We start from the raw sequence: 17844 nt of genomic DNA, 5'->3' as shown, positions 1-17844 counted from the left end.
GCGGTACAGACAGAGACAGACATGCCGCAGCGCCCGGCAACAGCCCTCCCGTGTGGAGAGGGCTTGTCATCGGGCACCGCGGCACAACTGCGTTTGGGCTCGTCCGTCAGGACGCGAGAACCTCGTCGAGGAGGGCCTCGGCCTTGTCCTCGTTGGTGTTCTCAGCGAGCGCGAGCTCGCTGACCAGGATCTGACGCGCCTTCGCGAGCATGCGCTTCTCACCCGCGGAGAGCCCGCGCTCGCGCTCGCGGCGCCACAGGTCGCGCACCACTTCGGCGACCTTGATGACGTCGCCAGAAGCGAGCTTCTCCAGATTTGCCTTGTAGCGACGGGACCAGTTCGTGGGCTCTTCGGCATACGGTGCACGCAGCACCTCGAAGACCCGGTCCAGCCCGTCCTGGCCGACTACGTCGCGAACGCCGACGAACTCCGCATTGTCCGCAGGCACACGAACCGTCAGGTCGCCCTGGGCGACCTTGAGCACCAAGTAGGTCTTGTCCACGCCTTTGATCTGGCGAGTTTCGATGGCCTCGATCAGCGCGGCCCCGTGATGGGGATAGACCACGGTGTCGCCAACCTTGAACGTCATGTGACAGGTACCCCTTCCGTGGCTATCCAGGGTAACACGAGAACTGACTGTTATGAATGGCGTTTTCGCAGGTCAGGGCACATCTCGGGGCTTGACAACAGCGGCGGGAACGTGCTGCGGAGGGCTTCCGGAGGGGGGTATTCGCAGGTCGGAGGCGCTGTGCGGACCGGGTGAAACGGCCACGCTACACCCGGGCGGGTACCCCACCAGTGTGACGTACGTCCTGTTTTGCCGGGTTCGAAGCCGGGAAACCGAACTACTCCGTTCGACTGGGGGCCACCCGTACGGAGCGGTTCCGGCCCAATCCTGGAATTGATCACGGAGAGCCGTTCGAAGGAATCCCGGAATTGATCACAGGCCCCCGGGAGGGTGATATGCGGATGGCATGTGAACGGGGCACGAGGGCGGGCGCGGGCACCGGCGAACACCACGGGGAAGAGCACGGGGAAGAGCACGGCGAGGGCCGTGGCGAAGACCAGGGCGAAGAGCATGCGGAATGGAAGATCGCGGGGGCGGCGCAGGGCCGCCCGTGCGCTGCGGAGGGTCGGGTGCGGGGGCGGGGCGGCGGCTCGGTAACCTAAGCGCGCTGACACACCCTTAGGGCGGCTTTACCTCAACCGCCCCGAGGCCGCCATCCTTCCGTTCCGTACGTCCAAGGAGTTGCCGCCGCCGTGAGCCGCAGCCTTCGACGCGGCGCCCTCGCCGCCACCGCCGTCGTGTTCTCGATCGCCTCGCTGGCCGCATGCGGTGCGGGCAGCGACGCGCAGACGCTCCAGATCAAGCCGGACAACGCCGCCGTCACCAAGGGCGACATCAAGGTCCAGAACGCGCTGGTGATCACCCAGGGCGGCAAGGACAAGAAGGGCGGCCCCGCGGTCGTCTCCGCGACGGTCTTCAACCAGGGCGACAAGCCGCAGACCATCGACGCGATCACCCTGCCGGGCGGCAAGGCCAAGGTCACGCTCAAGGGTTCCGAGGGCGGCGCGGGCAAGGTCGTCGTACCGGCCGGCGGCTCCGTCGTCATCGGCGGCAAGGGCAACGCGTCCGCCGTGATCGAGGGCGGCAACGAGGCCGTGAAGAACGGCGACGCCCAGAAGGTCGTCTTCCAGCTGAGCAACACCGGCGACGTCGAGCTCGCTGCGCTCGTCGTCCCGAACACCGGCCTGTACGCCGGCTTCGGCCCGACCGAGGCCCCGGCCGCCGGCCCCTCCGCCTCGGGCAGCCCCGCCGCCGCGCCGTCGGGCTCCCCGGCCGCGTCCCCGGCCGCGTCCCCGTCCGGCTCCCCGGCCGCCGGTGCGAGCCCCGCCGCGTCGGGCTCCCCCGCCGCGGGCGCCACCCCGGCGGGCTCGCCGTCGGCCTCGGCCTCGCACGCCGCCGGCCACTGAGCCCGGGCAGCACAGCGAAGTACGTACGGGAAGGGCCCCGTCCGCCGATGCGGACGGGGCCCTTCCCGTGGCTGCACGCCCCCTGAGCAGGGGCCAGGGGGGCTTAGGGCTCGAACTTGTAGCCGAGGCCGCGGACCGTGACCAGGTAGCGCGGGGCGCCCGGGTCCGGCTCGATCTTGGCGCGCAGGCGCTTGACGTGCACGTCGAGGGTCTTGGTGTCGCCCACGTAGTCCGCGCCCCAGACCCGGTCGATCAGCTGCATGCGGGTCAGTACGCGGCCCGCGTTGCGCAGCAGCATCTCCAGCAGGTCGAACTCCTTGAGCGGGAGGTCCACCTTTGCTCCGGCGACGGTGACCACGTGCCGGTCGACGTCCATGCGCACCGGGCCCGCCTCCAGGGCGGCCGGGGTGACCTCCTCCGGCTCGCCGCGGCGGCGCAGGACCGCGCGGATGCGGGCGACCAGCTCCCGCGAGGAGAAGGGCTTGGTGACGTAGTCGTCGGCTCCTATTTCCAGCCCGACGACCTTGTCGATCTCGCTGTCCTTGGCCGTCACCATGATCACGGGGACGTTGGAGCGGCCGCGCAGCTGCCGGCAGACCTCCGTGCCGGGCAGGCCCGGCAGCATCAGGTCGAGGAGGACGAGGTCGGCGCCGTTGCGCTCGAACTCGTCGAGCCCGTCGGGCCCGGTCGCGGCGATCGCGACCTCGAAGCCCTCCTTGCGGAGCATGTAGGACAGGGCGTCGCTGAAGGATTCCTCATCCTCGACGACGAGCACTCGGGTCACGGAAGGACCTCCGGGGCAGGGATGGCTGGTTCTGGTTCAGGCTGGGGTCGGGTGGCTGGGGGCGGGGGCCGGTTCCGCCGCGGGGGCGGGCCGGTCCGAGGGGGCGGCCGATTCCGGGAGCCGCAGGGTGAAGGTGGAGCCCTGACCCTCGGAGCTCCACACGGAGACCTCCCCGCCGTGGGAGGCCGCGACATGCTTCACGATCGCAAGGCCCAGTCCGGTTCCGCCGGTCGCGCGGGAGCGGGCCGGGTCGACGCGGTAGAAGCGTTCGAAGATGCGCTCGCGGTCCTTCTCGGGGATGCCGATGCCCTGGTCGGTCACGGCGAGCTCGATCAGGTCGCCGCCGGGGGCGGTGACCCGGCGCGCGGCGATGCCGACGCGGGTGCGGGCGGGGCTGTAGTTGACGGCGTTCTCGACGAGGTTGCCCAGCGCGGCGGCGAGCTGGCCGCGGTTGCCCCAGACGAACAGGTCGGCGGTGCCGCCGGAGGCCATGGTGATCTGCTTGGACGAGGCGGTGTGGCGGCAGCGGTCGATGGCCTCGGCGACGAGCGTGTCCACGCGGACGGGCTCGGCGTCCTCCAGGGGGTCGTCGTTCTGGACCCGGGAGAGGTCGATGAGCTCCTGGACGAGGTTGATCAGGCGGGTGGCCTCGATCTGCATGCGGCCGGCGAAGCGGCTGACCGCCTCGGGGTCGTCCGCGGCGTCCATGACGGCCTCGGACAGCAGGGAGATCGCGCCGACCGGGGTCTTCAGCTCGTGCGAGACGTTCGCGACGAAGTCCCGGCGCACGGCTTCGATGCGGCGGGCCTCGGTGAGGTCCTCCACCAGCAGCAGCACGAGCCGGGAGCCGAGCGGGGCGACGCGCGCCGAGACCGCGAGGGCCTCGCCGCGGCCGGTGCCGCGCCGGGGCAGGTCGAGCTCGACCTGGCGTATCTCGCCGTCGCGGCGGGTGTCGCGGGCCATGTGGAGCATGGGTTCCACCGCGAGCTTGCCGCCGCGGACGAGCCCGAGGGCGTACGCGGCGGAGCTGGCCTTGACGACGGCGTCGCCCTCGTCGAGGACGACGGCGGAGGAGCGGAGCACGGACAGGACGGTGTCGACGCCGGGCGGGAGCACCGCGTTGATGTCGGGGCGCATGGAGCTCCGGGTGGGGCGGGCCTGGTCGCGCTCGCTCCAGCGGAACGCCAGCATCGCGATGACGCCGGTGCAGACACCGGCGATCGCTGCAGCTGCGGCGACCGCCGCGTTCACGTCCATGTGTCCAGGTTAAGCAGGCTCAAGAGCACTTCCACAGCCGTTCGGGTGGCACCTCGAACAGTCGTCGCCCAGAGTTCACCGTGACGACGGAGTTGATTCACTTCGGGTGCCGGAGTCGGACGCGTTCGCCGCTCACCGTGGCACCGTGGGGCATAGGCCGCACCGGCCCGGGCCCCGGGCACCAGCGCAGTAGGTCAAGAGAGGGACACCCATGCGTGACGCGTACCACGAGGAACTGGACTCGATCGGGGAGGGCCTCGTCGAGATGGCCCGGCTGGTCGGCTCCGCCATCGGGCGGGCCACGACGTCCATGCTCGACGCCGACCTGAAGCTCGCCGAGAGCGTCATCGCGGCCGACCAGAAGATCGACGACCTCCAGCACGACCTGGAGGCCCGCGCCATCGCGCTGCTGGCCCGCCAGCAGCCGGTCGCCACCGACCTGCGCATCGTCGTCACGTCGCTGCGCATGAGCGCCGACCTGGAGCGCTCCGGGGACCTGGCCCAGCACGTGGCCAAGCTGGCCCGGCTGCGCTTCCCGGACACGGCCGTCCCGCGGGACCTGCACGCGACCATCCTGGAGATGGGGCAGCTGGCTCAGCGCCTGATGGCCAAGGCCGCCGAGGTGATCATCACCAAGGACGTCGACCTGGCGCTGCAGCTGGAGACGGACGACGACGAGATGGACCAGCTGCACCGCACGCTGTTCCAGCACCTGATGGACGACCGCTGGAAGCACGGCATCGAGACGGCCGTGGACGTGACGCTGCTGGGCCGCTACTACGAGCGGTTCGCCGACCACGCGGTCTCGGTGGCCAAGCGCGTGGTGTACCTGGTGACGGGCGAGCACGCGGACGAGCTGCAGCAGCCGACCGAGCCGGTCTGAGCCCCAGTGCGCCGTTGACGCGCCGGTGCGGCTGGGCATGAATGAGGGCGAGGCAGTACGTGCGCCTACCCCCCGTACACCGCCTGCGAGGAGGATCCATGCCCGAATCCCCCGTCCCCGTCACCCCGGAGCACGAGCAGCCGCCGACGCCGCAGCCGCTGCGCCTGCCGCTGCTCGCGGCCTGCGGCTGCGGCTCGGGCTGCGGCTGCGGCTGCCAGTCCGGCGCCCCCTGCCAGTGTGGCGGGTGACGGCGCCGTCGCGCGTAACACGTGGGGCCCCGGCCCGGGCAGCGCCCGGCCGGGGCCCCACGTCACACCTGCCGGCCGTGGCCCGCGCGGCCCGCCCCGCCCGCCCCGCCCGCGCCGTCGCGCGGGGCCGTGCAGACGACGTTCCAGTCGGGGGACGCATGGGCCTCCACCACGTAGGACCGCTCCGCCCCGGGCACCCCCTCGCACATGCCGCGGTCGAGCTCCCCCTCGAACACGCGGAGCACCACCTCGCGGGCCGCGGGCTCCGCGCACCCGACCGGGTCGGGGTCCTCCTGCGCCGCGCCGGTCAGGCAGTCGCCGGCCCGTATGTGCAGCAGCCGCCAGTCCTCGATGAGCGCGAAGCCGAAGACGGCGACCAGCGCCGCGACGCAGACTCCCCCGCACACCCGGTTGACCGTTTTCCGTATGTTCCGCATCCCCGTCGGCACCCCCATGCCGAAGATCCTGTCAGCCCGCCGCCCGTACGCCAACGCCAAAGGCCCCTGCTCCGGCGGGATGCACCGCCGGCAGGGGCCTCGACTGACGACTGTCCTCTGTTACTTCTTCTTGCCCTGGTTCTTGACGGCCTCGATGGCGGCCGCGGCGGCCTCCGGGTCGAGGTAGGTGCCGCCCGGCGTCAGGGGCTTGAAGTCGGCGTCGAGCTCGTAGGAGAGCGGGATGCCGGTCGGGATGTTCAGGCCCGCGATGTCGGCGTCGGAGATGCCGTCGAGGTGCTTGACCAGGGCGCGCAGGGAGTTGCCGTGCGCGGCGACCAGGACGGTGTGGCCGTCGAGGAGGTCCGGGACGATCGCGTCGTACCAGTACGGGAGCATGCGGACGACGACGTCCTTGAGGCACTCGGTGCGCGGGCGCAGCTCCGGCGGGATGGAGGCGTAGCGCGGGTCCTCGGACTGGGAGAACTCGGTGCCGTCCTCGAGGGCCGGCGGCGGGGTGTCGTACGAGCGGCGCCACAGCATGAACTGCTCCTCGCCGAACTCGGCGAGGGTCTGGGCCTTGTCCTTGCCCTGGAGGGCGCCGTAGTGGCGCTCGTTCAGGCGCCACGAGCGGTGGACGGGGATCCAGTGGCGGTCGGCGGCCTCGAGGGCCAGCTGCGCGGTGCGGATGGCGCGCTTCTGGAGCGAGGTGTGCACGACATCGGGGAGCAGGCCGGCGTCCTTGAGCAGCTCACCGCCGCGGACCGCCTCCTTCTCGCCCTTCTCGTTGAGGTTGACGTCCACCCAGCCGGTGAACAGGTTCTTGGCGTTCCACTCGCTCTCGCCGTGGCGGAGGAGGATCAGCTTGTACGGTGCGTCGGCCATGCGTCCGAGCCTAATGGACGCGCCGGGGCCGCTGCGCGCGGTGCCCGGGGGGCCGGTGGATTGACGCCGGGCGTCAATCCGGTGGCCTGGGGCGGCCGGTGATCGTAGGGTGCGGGAGGCAGCAGGGCCACTTACATCGCCGGGGGGATTCCGTATGTCCGTGGGAAGTCTGAGACGTGCGTTGCGCGAGAGCGTGGCGGGGCTGCCACGGGAGTTCTGGTGGCTGTGGACGAGCACGCTGGTCAACCGGCTCGGCGCCTTCGTCGCCACCTTCATGACCCTGTACCTGACGCTGGAGCGGGGCTACTCGGCCTCGTTCGCGGGACTGGTCGCGGCCCTGCACGGGCTGGGCGGCGTGGTCTCCGCGCTGGTGGCGGGGGTGATGACCGACCGGCTGGGGCGGCGCCCGACGCTGATGGCGGCGAACGTCTCGACCGCGCTGTCGGTGGCGCTGCTGGGGTTCATGGAGCATCCGGCGGCGATCGCCGCGGTGGCGCTGCTGGTGGGCATGGCCTCGAACGCCTCGCGGCCGGCGGTGTCCGCGATGATGGCCGACATCGTCCGGCCCGAGGACCGGGTGCGGGCCTTCGCGCTGAACTACTGGGCGATCAACCTGGGCTTCGCGATCAGCGCGATGGCGGCGGGGCTGGTCGCCGAGTACAGCTACCTCGCCGGGTTCCTCGGTGAGGCGGCGCTGACGCTGCTGTGTGCGGTGCTGGTGTACGTGAAGCTGCCGGAGTCCCGGCCGGAGGCGGCCGGGGCGGCGGGTGGCGGCGGCGCCCTCGCCGAGCCGGCGGTGGGGCTCGGGAGCGTGCTGCGCGACGGGCGGTTCATGGGTGTGGTCGGGCTCTCGTTCCTGATCTCGCTGATCTTCACGCAGGGGTCGGTCGGGCTGCCGGTGGCGATGGGGGCCGCGGGGTTCTCGCCGGGGGACTACGGTCTGGCGATCGCGGTGAACGGGCTGCTGATCGTGGCCCTGCAGATCCCCGTCACCCGGTTCATCGAGCACCGGGACCCGCAGATGCTGCTGGTGGTCTCGGCGCTGCTGGCGGGGTACGGGTTCGCGCTGACGGCGTTCGCGGGGTCGCTGTGGGCGTACGCGCTGACGGTGGGCGTGTGGACGCTGGCGGAGATCGTGAACTCGCCGACGCAGATGGGGCTGGTGGTGCGGCTGTCTCCGGTGCGGGGGCGGGGGCGGTACCAGGGGGTGTACACGATGTCCTGGTCGGTGGCGTCGCTGGTCGCGCCGCTGACGGCGGGGCAGGTGATCGACCGGTTCGGGGCGGCGTGGCTGTGGGGCGCCACCGGTGTCCTGGGCACCGTGACGGCGGTGGGCTACTGGCTCCTGATGCGCCGCCTCCCCCACGAGCCGAGCCCCTTCGCCGCCGCGGGCCCCCCGCCCACCACTGCCGAAGCCCCGGCCTCGGCCCCGGCTCCGGCTCCGGCTCCGGCTCCGGCTCCGGCTCCGGCCACCCAGCCCTAGCCCCGCGGCCCGCGTCCGGCCACTCGCGCAGTTCCCCGCGCCCCTGAGGCCTCTTCCAGTCCGTCGGGTGCGGGCCGTGCGTGGTTGCTCGCGCAGTTCCCCGCGCCCCTGGGGGGCCTCCCCCAGTCCGTCACGTGCGGGCCGTGCGTGGTTGCTCGCGCAGTTCCCCGCGCCCCTGGGGGTGCTGCCCTGATCCGTTGGGTGCGGCCGGTTTTCATGCGGCCCCGGGACCCCCGCCAGGGGCGCGAGGAACCACACACGCCCCGCAGACGACCAGGCACCGCCAGCCCCAGGGGCGCGGGGAACTGCGCGCTCAGCCCCGCACTGCCCGCAGACGAACGGGGACGGCCGGACCCCCAGGGGCGCGGGGAACTGCGCGCTCAGCCACCCACTGCCCGCAGACGAGCGAGGACCGCCGGACACCCCAGGGGCGCGGGGAACTGCGCGCTCAGCCACCCACTGCCCGCAGACGAGCGAGGACCGCCGGACACCCCAGGGGCGCGGGGAACTGCGCGACCAGCCACCCACTGCCCGCAGACGGGCGGGGGCGGCCGGAGGTCGGGGTTAGGGGGTCGGCTGGGTCAGGTGGCGGAAGGCGTCCAGGTTGCGGGTGGATTCGCCGCGGGCGACCCGCCACTCGTACTCCCGCCGGATCGCGCTCGCGAAACCCAGCTCCAGCAGCGTGTTGAAGGCGCCGTCGGCGGCTTCGAGGACCGTGCCCAGCAGCCGGTCCAGGTCCTCCGGGGTGACCACCGACAGCGGGAGGCGGGCCGTGACGTAGATGTCGCCGAGGCGGTCCACCGCGTACGCCATCCCGTACAGCTTCAGGTTGCGTTCCAGCAGCCACCGGTGGACGCCGGCCTCGTTCTCGTCCGGGTGCCGGATGACGAATGCGTTGATCGACAGCGAGTGCCGGCCGATCTTGAGCGAGCAGGTCGTGGACAGCTTGCGCGTGCCGGGCAGCTGGACGACGTACGCCCCCGGCTCGGGGCTCTCCCAGCTCAGTTCCGCGCCGTGGAGCGCGCTCTCGATGATCGCGGCGGTGTCAGCCATGGTGGGAGCGTACGCGACGGCGGTGATCATGCATGGCCGCGGTGTACACGTCGGCCGTGCCGCCGGCGGCGGTGTCCCAGCCGAAGAACCCGGCGTGCCGTGCGGCCTCGCCGCCCATGCGCGCGCTGAGCCCGGGGTCGTCGACGAAGCGCCGCAGCTCGCGGGCGTAGTCGACCGGGTCGTGGCCGGGGACGAGTATGCCGGTGACGCCGTCGTTGACGGCGACGGGCAGCCCGCCGACCTCCGCGGCCAGTACGGGCGTGCCGGTGGCCTGGGCCTCGATCGCGACGAGCCCGAAGGACTCGCTGTAGGACGGCATGACCAGCACGGACGCCGCCCGGAACCAGTCCGCCAGCCGGTCCTGGGCGACGGGCGGATGGAAGTGCACGAGGTCGGCGATGCCGAGCCGGGCGGCGAGCTTCTGCAGGCCCTCGGGCTTGGCGAGGCCGCTGCCGCTGGGGCCGCCGACGACGGGGACGAAGAGGCGGCGGCGCAGCGAGGGGTCCTGGCCGACGAGCTCGGCGACCGCGCGCAGCAGGACGTCGGGGGCCTTGAGCGGCTGGATCCGGCCGGCGAAGAGCGGTATGACGGCGTCCTGCGGCAGGCCGAGGCGGGCGCGGGCGGCGGCGCGGCCGTCGCCGACGGTGAAGCGGTCGAGGTTCACGCCGGGGTGGACGACGGCGACCTTGCCGGGGTCGGCGTCGTAGTGCCGGACCAGCTCCTCGGCCTCCTCGGTGGTGTTGGCGATGAGCCGGTCGGCGGCGGCGACGATCTGGGTCTCGCCGATGACGCGGGCGGGCGGTTCGGGGGTGTCGCCCTCGGCGAGGGCGGCGTTCTTGACCTTGGCCATGGTGTGCATGGCGTGGACGAGGGGGACGCCCCAGCGCTGGGCGGCGAGCCAGCCGACGTGGCCGGAGAGCCAGTAGTGGGAGTGGACGAGGTCGTAGTGGCCGGGGCGGTGGCCGGCCCAGGCCTGCATCACGCCGTGGGTGAAGGCGCACAGCTGGGCGGGGAGCTCCTCCTTGGCGAGGCCTTCGTAGGGGCCGGCGTCGACGTGCCGGACGAGGACGCCGGGGGCGAGCTCGACGGCGGGCGGCAGGCCGCCCTCGGTGGCGCGGGTGAAGATCTCGACGTCGATGTTGATCGCGGCGAGGCGCTTGGCCAGTTCGACGATGTAGACGTTCATCCCGCCGGCGTCGCCGGTCCCGGGCTGGTGCAGGGGCGAGGTGTGCACGCTGAGCATGGCGACGCGCCGCGGCTTGCGGTGGTGGCCGACGGCCGGGATGCGCAGGCGGGGCGCGTCGTGGCGGGTGCCGCGGACGGCGGCGATCCGGCCGCCGAGGCGGGACACGTACTGGCTCAAGGGGAGCAGTTCCTCTCGCTCGGGCGACTTTCGGACGACTTGCGGACGGCTGGCTTACGGCTTGCTGACGACGGCGACCACGGGCGCGGCATGCGCGGGCATGCCGACGGGGCGCACCGGGCGCTCTTCTAGGAGTGCAACCCGGACGGCCGCCCCGCGCATTCCGGCCGGGGCGGATTTTTCCTTCGTGATCTGCCCGGTTTTCCTGCGGTGGGTGCCCTCCGCTTACGCTCGGCGCATGTCCCAGCACTCCACTTCGCCCCCGGCACGTACCGGCGGCACGGGCCGCAGCGGCCGCGGCGGCGGCCAGGGCCGCCCGGTGGGGACGGTGACGCGCGGTACGACGAACCCGAACCGGCTGCGCCGCATGGACCGCTGGATCGCGGCGGTGCACGGCCCGGCGCTGCGGCGCGCGCAGGCGCCGGTGGCGGTGGACCTGGGCTACGGGGCGGCGCCGTGGACGGCGGTGGAGCTGCTGGCGCGGCTGCGGGAGGCGGCGCCGGGGGTGCGGGTGGTCGGCATCGAGATCGAGCCGGCGCGGGTCGCGGCGGCGAAGCCGTACGAGCGCGAGGGGCTCGCGTTCCGGCACGGCGGGTTCGAGGTGCCGCTGGAGGGTGGGGCGCGGCCGGCGCTGATCCGCGCGGCGAACGTGCTGCGCCAGTACGACGAGGAGCAGGTGGCGGCGGTCTGGGAGCGGCTGTGTGCCCGGCTGGCGCCGGAGGGGTTGCTGGTGGAGGGCACCTGCGACGAGATCGGGCGGCGGCACGTGTGGGTCGCCTTGGGGCCCGAGGGAGCGCGCACGGTGACGTTCGCGACCCGGCTGGGCTCCCTGGAGCGCCCCTCGGATCTGGCGGAGCGGCTGCCGAAGGCGCTGATCCACCGCAATGTGCCGGGCGAGCCGGTGCACGCGTTCCTGCGGGACTTCGACCGGGCCTGGGCGGCGGCCGCGCCGTACGCCTCGTACGGGGCGCGGCAGCGCTGGATCCGCACGGCGCGGGCGCTGGCGGCGGACTGGCCGCTGACGGACGGTCCGAAGCGGTGGCGGCAGGGGGAGCTGACGGTGCGTTGGGAGGCGCTGCGCCCGGAGGGGTGAATGTGGGCGGTCGGGGAACGGGTTGCCGGGGTGGACCGTTGAGCTGTCCGGGCCGGATATGGGGGACTGGTCCGGGACGGGGCGGAAGATCCGGAGAGCGCCCGTGAGGGTGTTGGTTTTCTCCGAGTCGTGGCACCATCCCGAGGGCAGCGAAAGTTACTGATGAATAGTCAGATTCGCATCTGGGGGGAACCATGGGGACCGTGGAGCCGAGGCGGCGGCGCAGGAGCAGCGGCAGCGCCTCCGCCCTGACGCTGCTGTGCGCGGCGGCGCTGCTCGCGGTGACGGCCCTGACGGGGACGGCGCAGGCCGCGCCGCTGCCCGAACCGGGCGCCACGTCCCTGGAGCAGGTCCGCAAGGACATCGAGGACCTCTACCGCCAGGCGGGCACGGCCACCGACGCCTACAACCTGGCCGAGAGCGAGGCCAAGGCCCAGTCCGACAAGATCGTCGAGATCGCCAAGCAGGTCGTCGCCGGCCAGGACCGCATCACCTCCCTGAAGAACCGCGCCGGAGCCGCCGCGCGCGCCCAGTACCGCTCGAACGGGCTGCCGCCCCAGGCCCGGCTGGCGCTGAGCGGCAGCCCGAGCCAGTTCCTCGACGGGGCGGACCGGATCCGCCAGGGCGAGAAGGCCACCACCGACCTGCTGTCGGAGATGAACCGGACGCAGACCGCCCTGCAGCAGTACGCCAAGGACGCGAACGCCGAATGGCAGAAGCTCGAGGCGAACCGGGTCAAGAAGGAGGCCTCGAAGAAGGAGATCGAGGCCAAGATCAAGGCGGCGGAGGAGCTGGAGAGCAAGCTCCAGGCCGAGGAGAAGGCCCGGCTGCTCCAGCTGGAGCAGGACGCCCAGTACCAGGCGCAGACGGCCTGGCTCTCCACGGGCGTGCTGAAGGAGATCAACAGCTCGGCCTCGGAGGCGGGCAAGAAGGCGGTGCAGTTCGCCACCGCCCAGATCGGCAAGCCGTACGTCTGGGGCGCCGTGGGGCCGAGCTCGTACGACTGCTCCGGGCTGACCTCGCAGGCCTGGAAGGCGGCCGGCCGGGGCATCCCGCGCACCTCGCAGGAGCAGCTGCGGCTGCTGCCGAAGGTCGCGATCAAGGACATGCGGCCCGGCGACCTGATCATCTATTTCGACGACGCGAGCCACGTCGGGATGTACGTGGGCGACGGCGCGATGGTCCACGCCCCGCGCCCCGGGCGCAACGTCACCCTGGCCGGCGCCGGCTCGATGCCGATCAAGGCGATCGTCCGCCCGGACGCGTAAGGGGCGGGTGCCCGAAGCCCGACGGCGGGGCCCGGATGCCCGCAGAGCCGAGGCCCGGGTGCCCGCAGAGCCGAGGCCGGATGCCCGCAGAGCGGGGTGCCGGGTGCCCGCAGGGCGGGGGCCCGGCGCCGGCTTCGGCGTCCCGACGCAACCGCCCGGGTGTGGGCAACGTCTCGCTGGGCGGGACGAGGACGTCCCCCGCCGTGACGTTGGTCATTCGGCGAGGAGGATTTTCCCCCGCAACAACGGCATATGACGCTGTCCCCGGCCGGGAGCACCATTCCGCTCGGCAGCCGCGGCCCGCTAGGGTCGGCCGGACGAGCGCACCCTCGGGGGGAGGGAAGGAACCGGAGACGATGCCCGTACCCGTACCGCGGCAGAGGGACACCCCCGCCACGGAGAGCGGTCAGGCGGTCCTGCCCCAGGCATCCCTGACCCTGCTGGTGATCGAGGACGACCCCGCCGGCGGACTCACCGTCCCCGAGATCCTCGACGCCGACCGGCACCGCATCCGGCTGCGCACCGCCCGCAATCTCACCGAGGCCGCACGGCTGCTCACCCCGGACGTCCACTGCATCCTGCTGGACCTGGCGCTCCCGGAACCGGGGGCCGCCTCCCGCGCCCAGGCCGCCGCTGCCGCCGCCTCCAACGGCTCGGCCGCGGGCGGGGACGACGACGCCCCCGCCGCCGCGGACCAGCTCGACACCCTCCGCCGGGTCCTGGCCCTCGCCCCGCGCCACGCGGTGCTCGTCCTGACCGCCGAGGCCGACGCCGAGCGCGCCGCCGAGGCCGTGCGCGTCGGCGCGCAGGACTTCCTCTTCCGCGACGAACTGGACGGCCGGCTGCTCAGCCGCGCCATCCGCTACGCGGTGGAGAGAAAGCGGGCCGACATCGCCCAGTACAAGCTTGCAGAATCGAAACTGCGGGCCCAGGAGAACGCCCGCCTCGAACGCGGCCTGCTCCCCACCCCGCTGCTGGAGGGCTCCGACCTCCGCTTCGCCGCCCGCTACCGCCCCGGCCGCAGCCGCGCCCTGCTCGGCGGCGACTTCTACGACACCGTCCGCACCCCCGACGGCACCGTCCACGCCATGATCGGCGACGTGTGCGGCCACGGCCCCGACGAGGCCGCCCTCGGCGTCGAGCTGCGCATCGCCTGGCGTGCCCTGACCCTCGCGGGCCTGTGCGGCGACGACCTGCTGGCCACCCTGCAGGAGGTGCTGGAGGTGGAGCGCCCCTGCGAGGAGATCTTCGCGACCCTGTGCACGGTGGACATCTCCCCCGACGGCCGCCGCGCCGGCCTGTGCCTGGCCGGCCACCCGGCACCGCTGGTGTCCAGGCCGGGCCGCCCCGCGCGCCTGCTCCCGTACGAGAACAGCGGCCCGGCCCTCGGCCTGCTGCCCAAGGCGCGCTGGCCGCGCCGCCAGGTCGAGCTGGGCGGCACCTGGAGCCTGATGCTCTACACCGACGGCCTGATCGAGGGCCGCATCGGGGAGGGCAAGGAGCGGCTCGGCCAGGACGGGATGGTCGAAATGATCAACCGGCACATCGCGCGCGGGCTGAGCGGCGAGGGCCTGCTGGAGGCGTCCGTCACCGAAGCCCGGCGTCTGAACGGCGGCGAGCTCACCGACGACGTGGCCGTCGTCCTGCTCTCGCGCAACGCGGCCTGACCCCCGGCGCCGGCCGTCGCCGGGTCGGACGTGGGCCGCTACGGGCCCGGAGCGGCCACCGGGTCACCGGCCGCCGTTGTAGGGCCCGTACGGTCCGTCGCTGCTGCTGCCGCCCCGGCGCCGGCCGCCGCCCGAGACCTGCTTGAGCGCCGGCCGGACGTCGACGAAGAACACGATGGTCGCCACCAGACCGGCGATCTGCAGGAAGAGCATCCCCAGGAAGAAGTCCACCACCACGGTGACCCCGAGGATGACCAGCCAGAACGTCTTGGTCTGCTTGTCGGCGGCGCGGTACGCGTCCTCCCGGGCCAGCAGTGCGAGGACGAAGGCCACGACGGCGAGCGCCAGCATGGCGAACCCGAGCAACGGGAGCACCCCGTTATCGAACCCGTTCATCAACATCGACTCGACCGCCTTCTCACGCGTCGCACGTCTGGTGCCCTCCGCCTCCACGCTACCGGCAGAGCGGCCTTCCCCCCACGACAACGGGCCGGACACCGCACAGGTGCCCGGCCCGCCATCCGTGAGGCGTCACCCGTGGCCGCTCAGGCCTCGTCGAGCGCGGCCTTCTTCGCGGGGGTCTTGCGGGTCGTGGTCCGGCGCGCGGCCGGCCTGTCCCCGCCCTCGCCCTCACCCTCGGCGGACGCGTCGGCCGAGGCCTCGGCCGCGGAGGGCGCCGGGTCCGGCTCGACCGCGACCGCGATGTCGACGATCTCCTCCGACACCCCGCCGCGCCAGGTCCGTACGGCCTGCTCACCGCGCTCGGCGACGCGGTCGTAGGTCTCCTTGGCGCGCACCGCGTACTCGGCGGCCACCCCGACCCCGCGCAGCGCCAGGTCCTGGGCCGTCTCGCCGATCCTCTTGGCGTCGATCGCGCCGATCACCTCGGCCACCTTGGCCGTGACGGCCTCCTGCGCCTCCCGGGCCTTCTGCTGAACGATCTTCGGGTCGGTGTTCTTCACCGCCTCGATGCGCGCGGGCGCCTCGGCGCGCAGCTGCTCGATGAGGCCGGGCACCTTCTTGGCCTGCTCCACCGCGATGTCGGCGGTGCCGGCGGCGAAGTAGAGCGGGGTCGGGTCGGCGAGGGTCTTCTTCAGGTCATCGGCGATGGCCATGTGGCTGGTCCTCCCGGATCAGTTCAGTTCGTGTGGTGCTTCTCTTCGCCCGCGGCAGCCGGCTCGGCCTCGGTGTCGGTCTCGGCCGCGTTCTCCTTGCGGAACGACTCGTAGATCTGGAGCAGCACCTGCTTCTGCCGCTCGTTGATGGACGGATCGGCGAGTATGGCGGCCCGCGTCTCCACCTCGTCCCGGTCCCGCTCGTCGAGGATCCCGGCCTGCACGTAGAGCGTCTCGGCGGAGATGCGCAGCGCCTTGGCGAGCTGCTGGAGGATGTCCGCGCTCGGCTTGCGCAGCCCGCGCTCGATCTGGCTCAGGTACGGATTCGACACCCCCGCCGCGTCGGCCAGCTGCCGCAGCGAGAGCTGGGCGTGCCGCCGCTGCTCGCGGAGGTACTCGCCGAGATTTCCGACGTTGAGCGATCCCATGGCCCCGATCCTGCCGCACTCTGCTAACTATTGCAAGCACCTGCTTGCAATAGCACCCATCGGTGCGCGGCGCGGCGCAGTTTGATCTACTCCTCGGACGAGCCGCCGGAGCAGGGAGAAGAAGAGCAATGGGCGTTCTGAGCGACTACTTCCGCGCGGCGGACGCCGCATCGGTCGTGCAGGCGCTGGAGCAGGCGGACGGCGGGTCCCCGCTCTTCACGAAGCCGCCGGTGTTCGACGGGGTCGAGGCCAAGGGCGTGGATCCGGCCGTCGTGCTCGCGCAGCTGATCGCCGCCATCCGCCAGGTCGAGTGGCGGGTGGATCTGGTGGAGGAGACGACCGTGTGGCCGGCGTCCCCGAGCCCCGACCCGGACGGCCCTGCGGACGATGACGACCCCTGGGTGACGGGGCCGTGGGTGTCAGAACTCCACCTTCCGGCACGGGACGCCCTGGCAGGGGTGCGCGACTGCGACATACCGGCCGCCGTCGCCCGATGGGTGCGGGCCGAGGAGCTGCAGGGAGCGCGCTGCGAAGACATGCAGCCCCTGGCCGAAGAGCTCGTCCTGCTGGCGAGGCGGGCCCGGAGCGCCGATGAGCGGCTCTACTGCTGGATGTCGCTGTAGGGCGTCGGCGGATGTTCGAGCTGTTGCCCGGGGTCGGGGTGGGGTTGCCCGGTGGGGCCGGGGTGCTGGGGTTCGGGGCGGGGCCGGACGAGGTGCGGGAGGTGCTCGGCCGGCTCGGGGCGGTCCGGGATGCTGCCGGGGGGCCGTGGGCGTACCGGGTGCGGTGGGGCGGGGTCGAGGTGACCGCCCGGCCGGGCGGCGGGGCGGGGCTGGAGGCCGTGACCCTGGCGGGGAGGGGCGTTCCCGTCGTGCTCGGCGACATCGACCTGCTCGGCTACCCCGCCGCCGAGGTGGTCGAGGCGCTCGGGGAGGGCCCGCACCCCGGGCTCCGGCTCGGCAACGCCGACCCGGCCCGCCCGCTGCCCTCGGTCACGCTGCGCGTGGAGCCGCCGTCCGACGGGCCGGAGGTCGACATCGAGGCGTACGCCGCCCTGTGGACCACCGAGCGGGACGCGTGGCGGCTGGAGGACACCGGCAGCGGGTACGTGATCGTGCTGAAGGGGGACCCCGGCATGGAGCTGGCGGTCTGTCACCCGGGGCTGGCCGAGGAGCTCGTCGCGCGGATGCTCGCGGCCGGCGTCGAGGTCGTCACCGTGTGAGGGGCGGGGGGCGGCGTGAAGCCCCTGGCGAGGAGGCGGACCGCCAGGGCCAGCTCCCAGGCGAAGACCGGCAGGGCGGCCAGGGAGCCCCAGGCCGAGAGCTGTGCGTAGGCGCCGAACAGGACCGCGACCGCCGAGGCGAAGATCAGCGGGCCGCCGACCAGGCCGAGGACGGCGACGGGGCGCGGCACCAGCCGCGAGCGGTACATCAGGTGGGCGACCAGCGTCGTGTTGGCGCCCAGGACGAAGTTCGGGCCGAGCAGGAACGTCCAGTCGTGGACCGCCACCAGGGCCCGGCCGGCCACCAGGAGCGCGTCCGGAGTCCCTGCCTGCGGCGGACTGGCGCGCAGGGTCGTGACCGCGAGGAGGGCGACGATGCCGACGCAGATGACGGCCGCCTCGAGCGTGCGCAGGCCCAGGTAGCCCACCGCGGCGCCTTCGCCGTACCGGCGGGCGGCGGGGTACAGGGCGAGGGCCGTGCCGACGACCGCCAGGGCGAGCACCACCTCGCACAGGGCGCCCAGCAGGACGCGGGTGTCCGGGCCGGCGCCGGTGACGTAGGCCGCGTCGTGCAGGAGGGGGCCGTACAGGACGAGGCCGCCGATCGAGGCGACGTGGGTGAGTAGGAAGCACAGGCCCGCGGCGGTCGCGAGCCTTCTCGGGGGCGGGGCGGTCATGGGCGCTCCT

Annotated in this window: 20 protein-coding genes; 9 read left to right on the top strand and 11 right to left on the bottom strand. The window is 73.0% G+C overall.

Going from position 1 to position 17844, the window contains the following annotated elements:
* Nucleotides 1-106: 106 nt before the first annotated feature.
* On the bottom strand, nt 107-589 hold the full coding sequence (locus AB0F11_RS22205) for a CarD family transcriptional regulator (protein WP_003953493.1): 483 nt from the start codon (nt 587-589) through the stop codon (nt 107-109).
* A 671-nt stretch (nt 590-1260) separates the two neighbouring features.
* Between AB0F11_RS22205 and AB0F11_RS22200 the strand changes: the two genes are divergently transcribed.
* On the top strand, nt 1261-1974 hold the full coding sequence (locus AB0F11_RS22200; protein ID WP_362176353.1) for a DUF461 domain-containing protein: 714 nt from the start codon (nt 1261-1263) through the stop codon (nt 1972-1974).
* A 103-nt stretch (nt 1975-2077) separates the two neighbouring features.
* On the opposite strand, the gene AB0F11_RS22195 is transcribed toward AB0F11_RS22200, so the two are convergent.
* Both AB0F11_RS22195 and AB0F11_RS22190 read right to left on the bottom strand, forming a co-directional pair.
* Complete coding sequence (locus tag AB0F11_RS22195; RefSeq protein WP_007265514.1) at nt 2078-2758, bottom strand: response regulator transcription factor; 681 nt, start codon at nt 2756-2758, stop codon at nt 2078-2080.
* 36 nt (nt 2759-2794) lie between these two features.
* On the bottom strand, nt 2795-4015 hold the full coding sequence (locus tag AB0F11_RS22190; RefSeq protein ID WP_362176350.1) for an ATP-binding protein: 1221 nt from the start codon (nt 4013-4015) through the stop codon (nt 2795-2797).
* Nucleotides 4016-4226: 211 nt separating this feature from the next.
* Between AB0F11_RS22190 and phoU the strand changes: the two genes are divergently transcribed.
* Nucleotides 4227-4898, top strand: coding sequence for a phosphate signaling complex protein PhoU (gene phoU / locus AB0F11_RS22185; protein WP_361916154.1), 672 nt, complete (start codon nt 4227-4229; stop codon nt 4896-4898).
* Nucleotides 4899-4996: 98 nt separating this feature from the next.
* Nucleotides 4997-5146 carry a hypothetical protein gene (locus AB0F11_RS22180; protein ID WP_362176347.1) on the top strand — a complete coding sequence of 50 codons (150 nt, stop codon included), beginning with the start codon at nt 4997-4999 and terminating at the stop codon, nt 5144-5146.
* Between the two features lie 62 nt (nt 5147-5208).
* Here AB0F11_RS22180 and AB0F11_RS22175 read toward each other — a convergent pair whose 3' ends face one another.
* Both AB0F11_RS22175 and AB0F11_RS22170 read right to left on the bottom strand, forming a co-directional pair.
* Complete coding sequence (locus tag AB0F11_RS22175; RefSeq protein ID WP_362176344.1) at nt 5209-5601, bottom strand: hypothetical protein; 393 nt, start codon at nt 5599-5601, stop codon at nt 5209-5211.
* A gap of 102 nt (nt 5602-5703) precedes the next feature.
* On the bottom strand, nt 5704-6465 hold the full coding sequence (locus tag AB0F11_RS22170; RefSeq protein ID WP_362176341.1) for a phosphoglyceromutase: 762 nt from the start codon (nt 6463-6465) through the stop codon (nt 5704-5706).
* 154 nt (nt 6466-6619) lie between these two features.
* On the opposite strand from AB0F11_RS22170, the gene AB0F11_RS22165 reads away from it, so the two are divergent.
* Nucleotides 6620-7948, top strand: a complete 1329-nt coding sequence (locus AB0F11_RS22165) for an MFS transporter (RefSeq protein ID WP_362176338.1) — start codon at nt 6620-6622, stop codon at nt 7946-7948.
* A 564-nt stretch (nt 7949-8512) separates the two neighbouring features.
* Here the strand turns inward: AB0F11_RS22165 and AB0F11_RS22160 are convergent.
* Both AB0F11_RS22160 and mshA read right to left on the bottom strand, forming a co-directional pair.
* Complete coding sequence (locus AB0F11_RS22160) at nt 8513-9001, bottom strand: YbjN domain-containing protein (protein ID WP_362176334.1); 489 nt, start codon at nt 8999-9001, stop codon at nt 8513-8515.
* A complete protein-coding gene (gene mshA / locus AB0F11_RS22155) occupies nt 8994-10364 on the bottom strand; it encodes a D-inositol-3-phosphate glycosyltransferase (protein ID WP_362176331.1) in 1371 nt (456 codons plus the stop codon). The genes AB0F11_RS22160 and mshA overlap by 8 nt, the downstream gene beginning before the upstream one ends.
* Before the next feature lie 367 nt (nt 10365-10731).
* On the opposite strand from mshA, the gene AB0F11_RS22150 reads away from it, so the two are divergent.
* The 3 genes from AB0F11_RS22150 (at nt 10732) to AB0F11_RS22140 (ending at nt 14392) form a co-directional block, all read left to right on the top strand.
* Complete coding sequence (locus AB0F11_RS22150) at nt 10732-11457, top strand: class I SAM-dependent methyltransferase (protein WP_362176481.1); 726 nt, start codon at nt 10732-10734, stop codon at nt 11455-11457.
* 194 nt (nt 11458-11651) lie between these two features.
* Nucleotides 11652-12725, top strand: coding sequence for an NlpC/P60 family protein (locus AB0F11_RS22145; protein ID WP_362176328.1), 1074 nt, complete (start codon nt 11652-11654; stop codon nt 12723-12725).
* Nucleotides 12726-13081: 356 nt separating this feature from the next.
* Complete coding sequence (locus tag AB0F11_RS22140; protein WP_362176325.1) at nt 13082-14392, top strand: PP2C family protein-serine/threonine phosphatase; 1311 nt, start codon at nt 13082-13084, stop codon at nt 14390-14392.
* Between the two features lie 63 nt (nt 14393-14455).
* Here AB0F11_RS22140 and AB0F11_RS22135 read toward each other — a convergent pair whose 3' ends face one another.
* The 3 genes from AB0F11_RS22135 to AB0F11_RS22125 form a co-directional block, all read right to left on the bottom strand.
* Nucleotides 14456-14794 carry a DUF2516 family protein gene (locus tag AB0F11_RS22135; protein WP_361919126.1) on the bottom strand — a complete coding sequence of 113 codons (339 nt, stop codon included), beginning with the start codon at nt 14792-14794 and terminating at the stop codon, nt 14456-14458.
* A 143-nt stretch (nt 14795-14937) separates the two neighbouring features.
* Complete coding sequence (locus AB0F11_RS22130; RefSeq protein ID WP_362176322.1) at nt 14938-15507, bottom strand: hypothetical protein; 570 nt, start codon at nt 15505-15507, stop codon at nt 14938-14940.
* 23 nt (nt 15508-15530) lie between these two features.
* Entirely contained in the window at nt 15531-15935 is a 405-nt protein-coding gene (locus AB0F11_RS22125) for a helix-turn-helix transcriptional regulator (protein WP_362176319.1), read from the bottom strand.
* A 128-nt stretch (nt 15936-16063) separates the two neighbouring features.
* Here AB0F11_RS22125 and AB0F11_RS22120 point away from each other — a divergent pair, with 128 nt between their 5' ends.
* Nucleotides 16064-16558 carry a hypothetical protein gene (locus AB0F11_RS22120; protein WP_362176317.1) on the top strand — a complete coding sequence of 165 codons (495 nt, stop codon included), beginning with the start codon at nt 16064-16066 and terminating at the stop codon, nt 16556-16558.
* Nucleotides 16559-16569: 11 nt separating this feature from the next.
* Nucleotides 16570-17157: a hypothetical protein gene (locus tag AB0F11_RS22115; protein WP_362176314.1), complete on the top strand. Its 588-nt coding sequence runs from the start codon at nt 16570-16572 to the stop codon at nt 17155-17157.
* Here AB0F11_RS22115 and AB0F11_RS22110 read toward each other — a convergent pair.
* Complete coding sequence (locus tag AB0F11_RS22110) at nt 17088-17834, bottom strand: DUF4386 domain-containing protein (RefSeq protein ID WP_362176311.1); 747 nt, start codon at nt 17832-17834, stop codon at nt 17088-17090. The two genes, AB0F11_RS22115 and AB0F11_RS22110, sit on opposite strands and share 70 nt — an antisense overlap.
* Between the last annotated feature and the right edge of the window lie 10 nt (nt 17835-17844).

This window comes from Streptomyces sp. NPDC032472, assembly GCF_040636955.1.
Lineage (GTDB): Bacteria > Actinomycetota > Actinomycetes > Streptomycetales > Streptomycetaceae > Streptomyces.
Note: the sequence above shows the minus strand (reverse complement) of the source record. Positions and strands in the feature narration are given on the sequence as shown.

What these genes read in the sequence shown, in the direction of transcription:
- AB0F11_RS22205 (WP_003953493.1), bottom strand. Translation starts at nt 589, where the DNA reads ATGACGTTCAAGGTTGGCGACACCGTGGTCTATCCCCATCACGGGGCC.
- AB0F11_RS22190 (WP_362176350.1), bottom strand. Translation starts at nt 4,015, where the DNA reads ATGGACGTGAACGCGGCGGTCGCCGCAGCTGCAGCGATCGCCGGTGTC.
- phoU (WP_361916154.1), top strand. Translation starts at nt 4,227, where the DNA reads ATGCGTGACGCGTACCACGAGGAACTGGACTCGATCGGGGAGGGCCTC.
- AB0F11_RS22180 (WP_362176347.1), top strand. Translation starts at nt 4,997, where the DNA reads ATGCCCGAATCCCCCGTCCCCGTCACCCCGGAGCACGAGCAGCCGCCG.
- AB0F11_RS22175 (WP_362176344.1), bottom strand. Translation starts at nt 5,601, where the DNA reads ATGGGGGTGCCGACGGGGATGCGGAACATACGGAAAACGGTCAACCGG.
- AB0F11_RS22170 (WP_362176341.1), bottom strand. Translation starts at nt 6,465, where the DNA reads ATGGCCGACGCACCGTACAAGCTGATCCTCCTCCGCCACGGCGAGAGC.
- AB0F11_RS22165 (WP_362176338.1), top strand. Translation starts at nt 6,620, where the DNA reads ATGTCCGTGGGAAGTCTGAGACGTGCGTTGCGCGAGAGCGTGGCGGGG.
- AB0F11_RS22160 (WP_362176334.1), bottom strand. Translation starts at nt 9,001, where the DNA reads ATGGCTGACACCGCCGCGATCATCGAGAGCGCGCTCCACGGCGCGGAA.
- AB0F11_RS22150 (WP_362176481.1), top strand. Translation starts at nt 10,732, where the DNA reads ATGGACCGCTGGATCGCGGCGGTGCACGGCCCGGCGCTGCGGCGCGCG.
- AB0F11_RS22145 (WP_362176328.1), top strand. Translation starts at nt 11,652, where the DNA reads ATGGGGACCGTGGAGCCGAGGCGGCGGCGCAGGAGCAGCGGCAGCGCC.
- AB0F11_RS22140 (WP_362176325.1), top strand. Translation starts at nt 13,082, where the DNA reads ATGCCCGTACCCGTACCGCGGCAGAGGGACACCCCCGCCACGGAGAGC.
- AB0F11_RS22135 (WP_361919126.1), bottom strand. Translation starts at nt 14,794, where the DNA reads ATGTTGATGAACGGGTTCGATAACGGGGTGCTCCCGTTGCTCGGGTTC.
- AB0F11_RS22130 (WP_362176322.1), bottom strand. Translation starts at nt 15,507, where the DNA reads ATGGCCATCGCCGATGACCTGAAGAAGACCCTCGCCGACCCGACCCCG.
- AB0F11_RS22125 (WP_362176319.1), bottom strand. Translation starts at nt 15,935, where the DNA reads ATGGGATCGCTCAACGTCGGAAATCTCGGCGAGTACCTCCGCGAGCAG.
- AB0F11_RS22120 (WP_362176317.1), top strand. Translation starts at nt 16,064, where the DNA reads ATGGGCGTTCTGAGCGACTACTTCCGCGCGGCGGACGCCGCATCGGTC.
- AB0F11_RS22115 (WP_362176314.1), top strand. Translation starts at nt 16,570, where the DNA reads ATGTTCGAGCTGTTGCCCGGGGTCGGGGTGGGGTTGCCCGGTGGGGCC.
- AB0F11_RS22110 (WP_362176311.1), bottom strand. Translation starts at nt 17,834, where the DNA reads ATGACCGCCCCGCCCCCGAGAAGGCTCGCGACCGCCGCGGGCCTGTGC.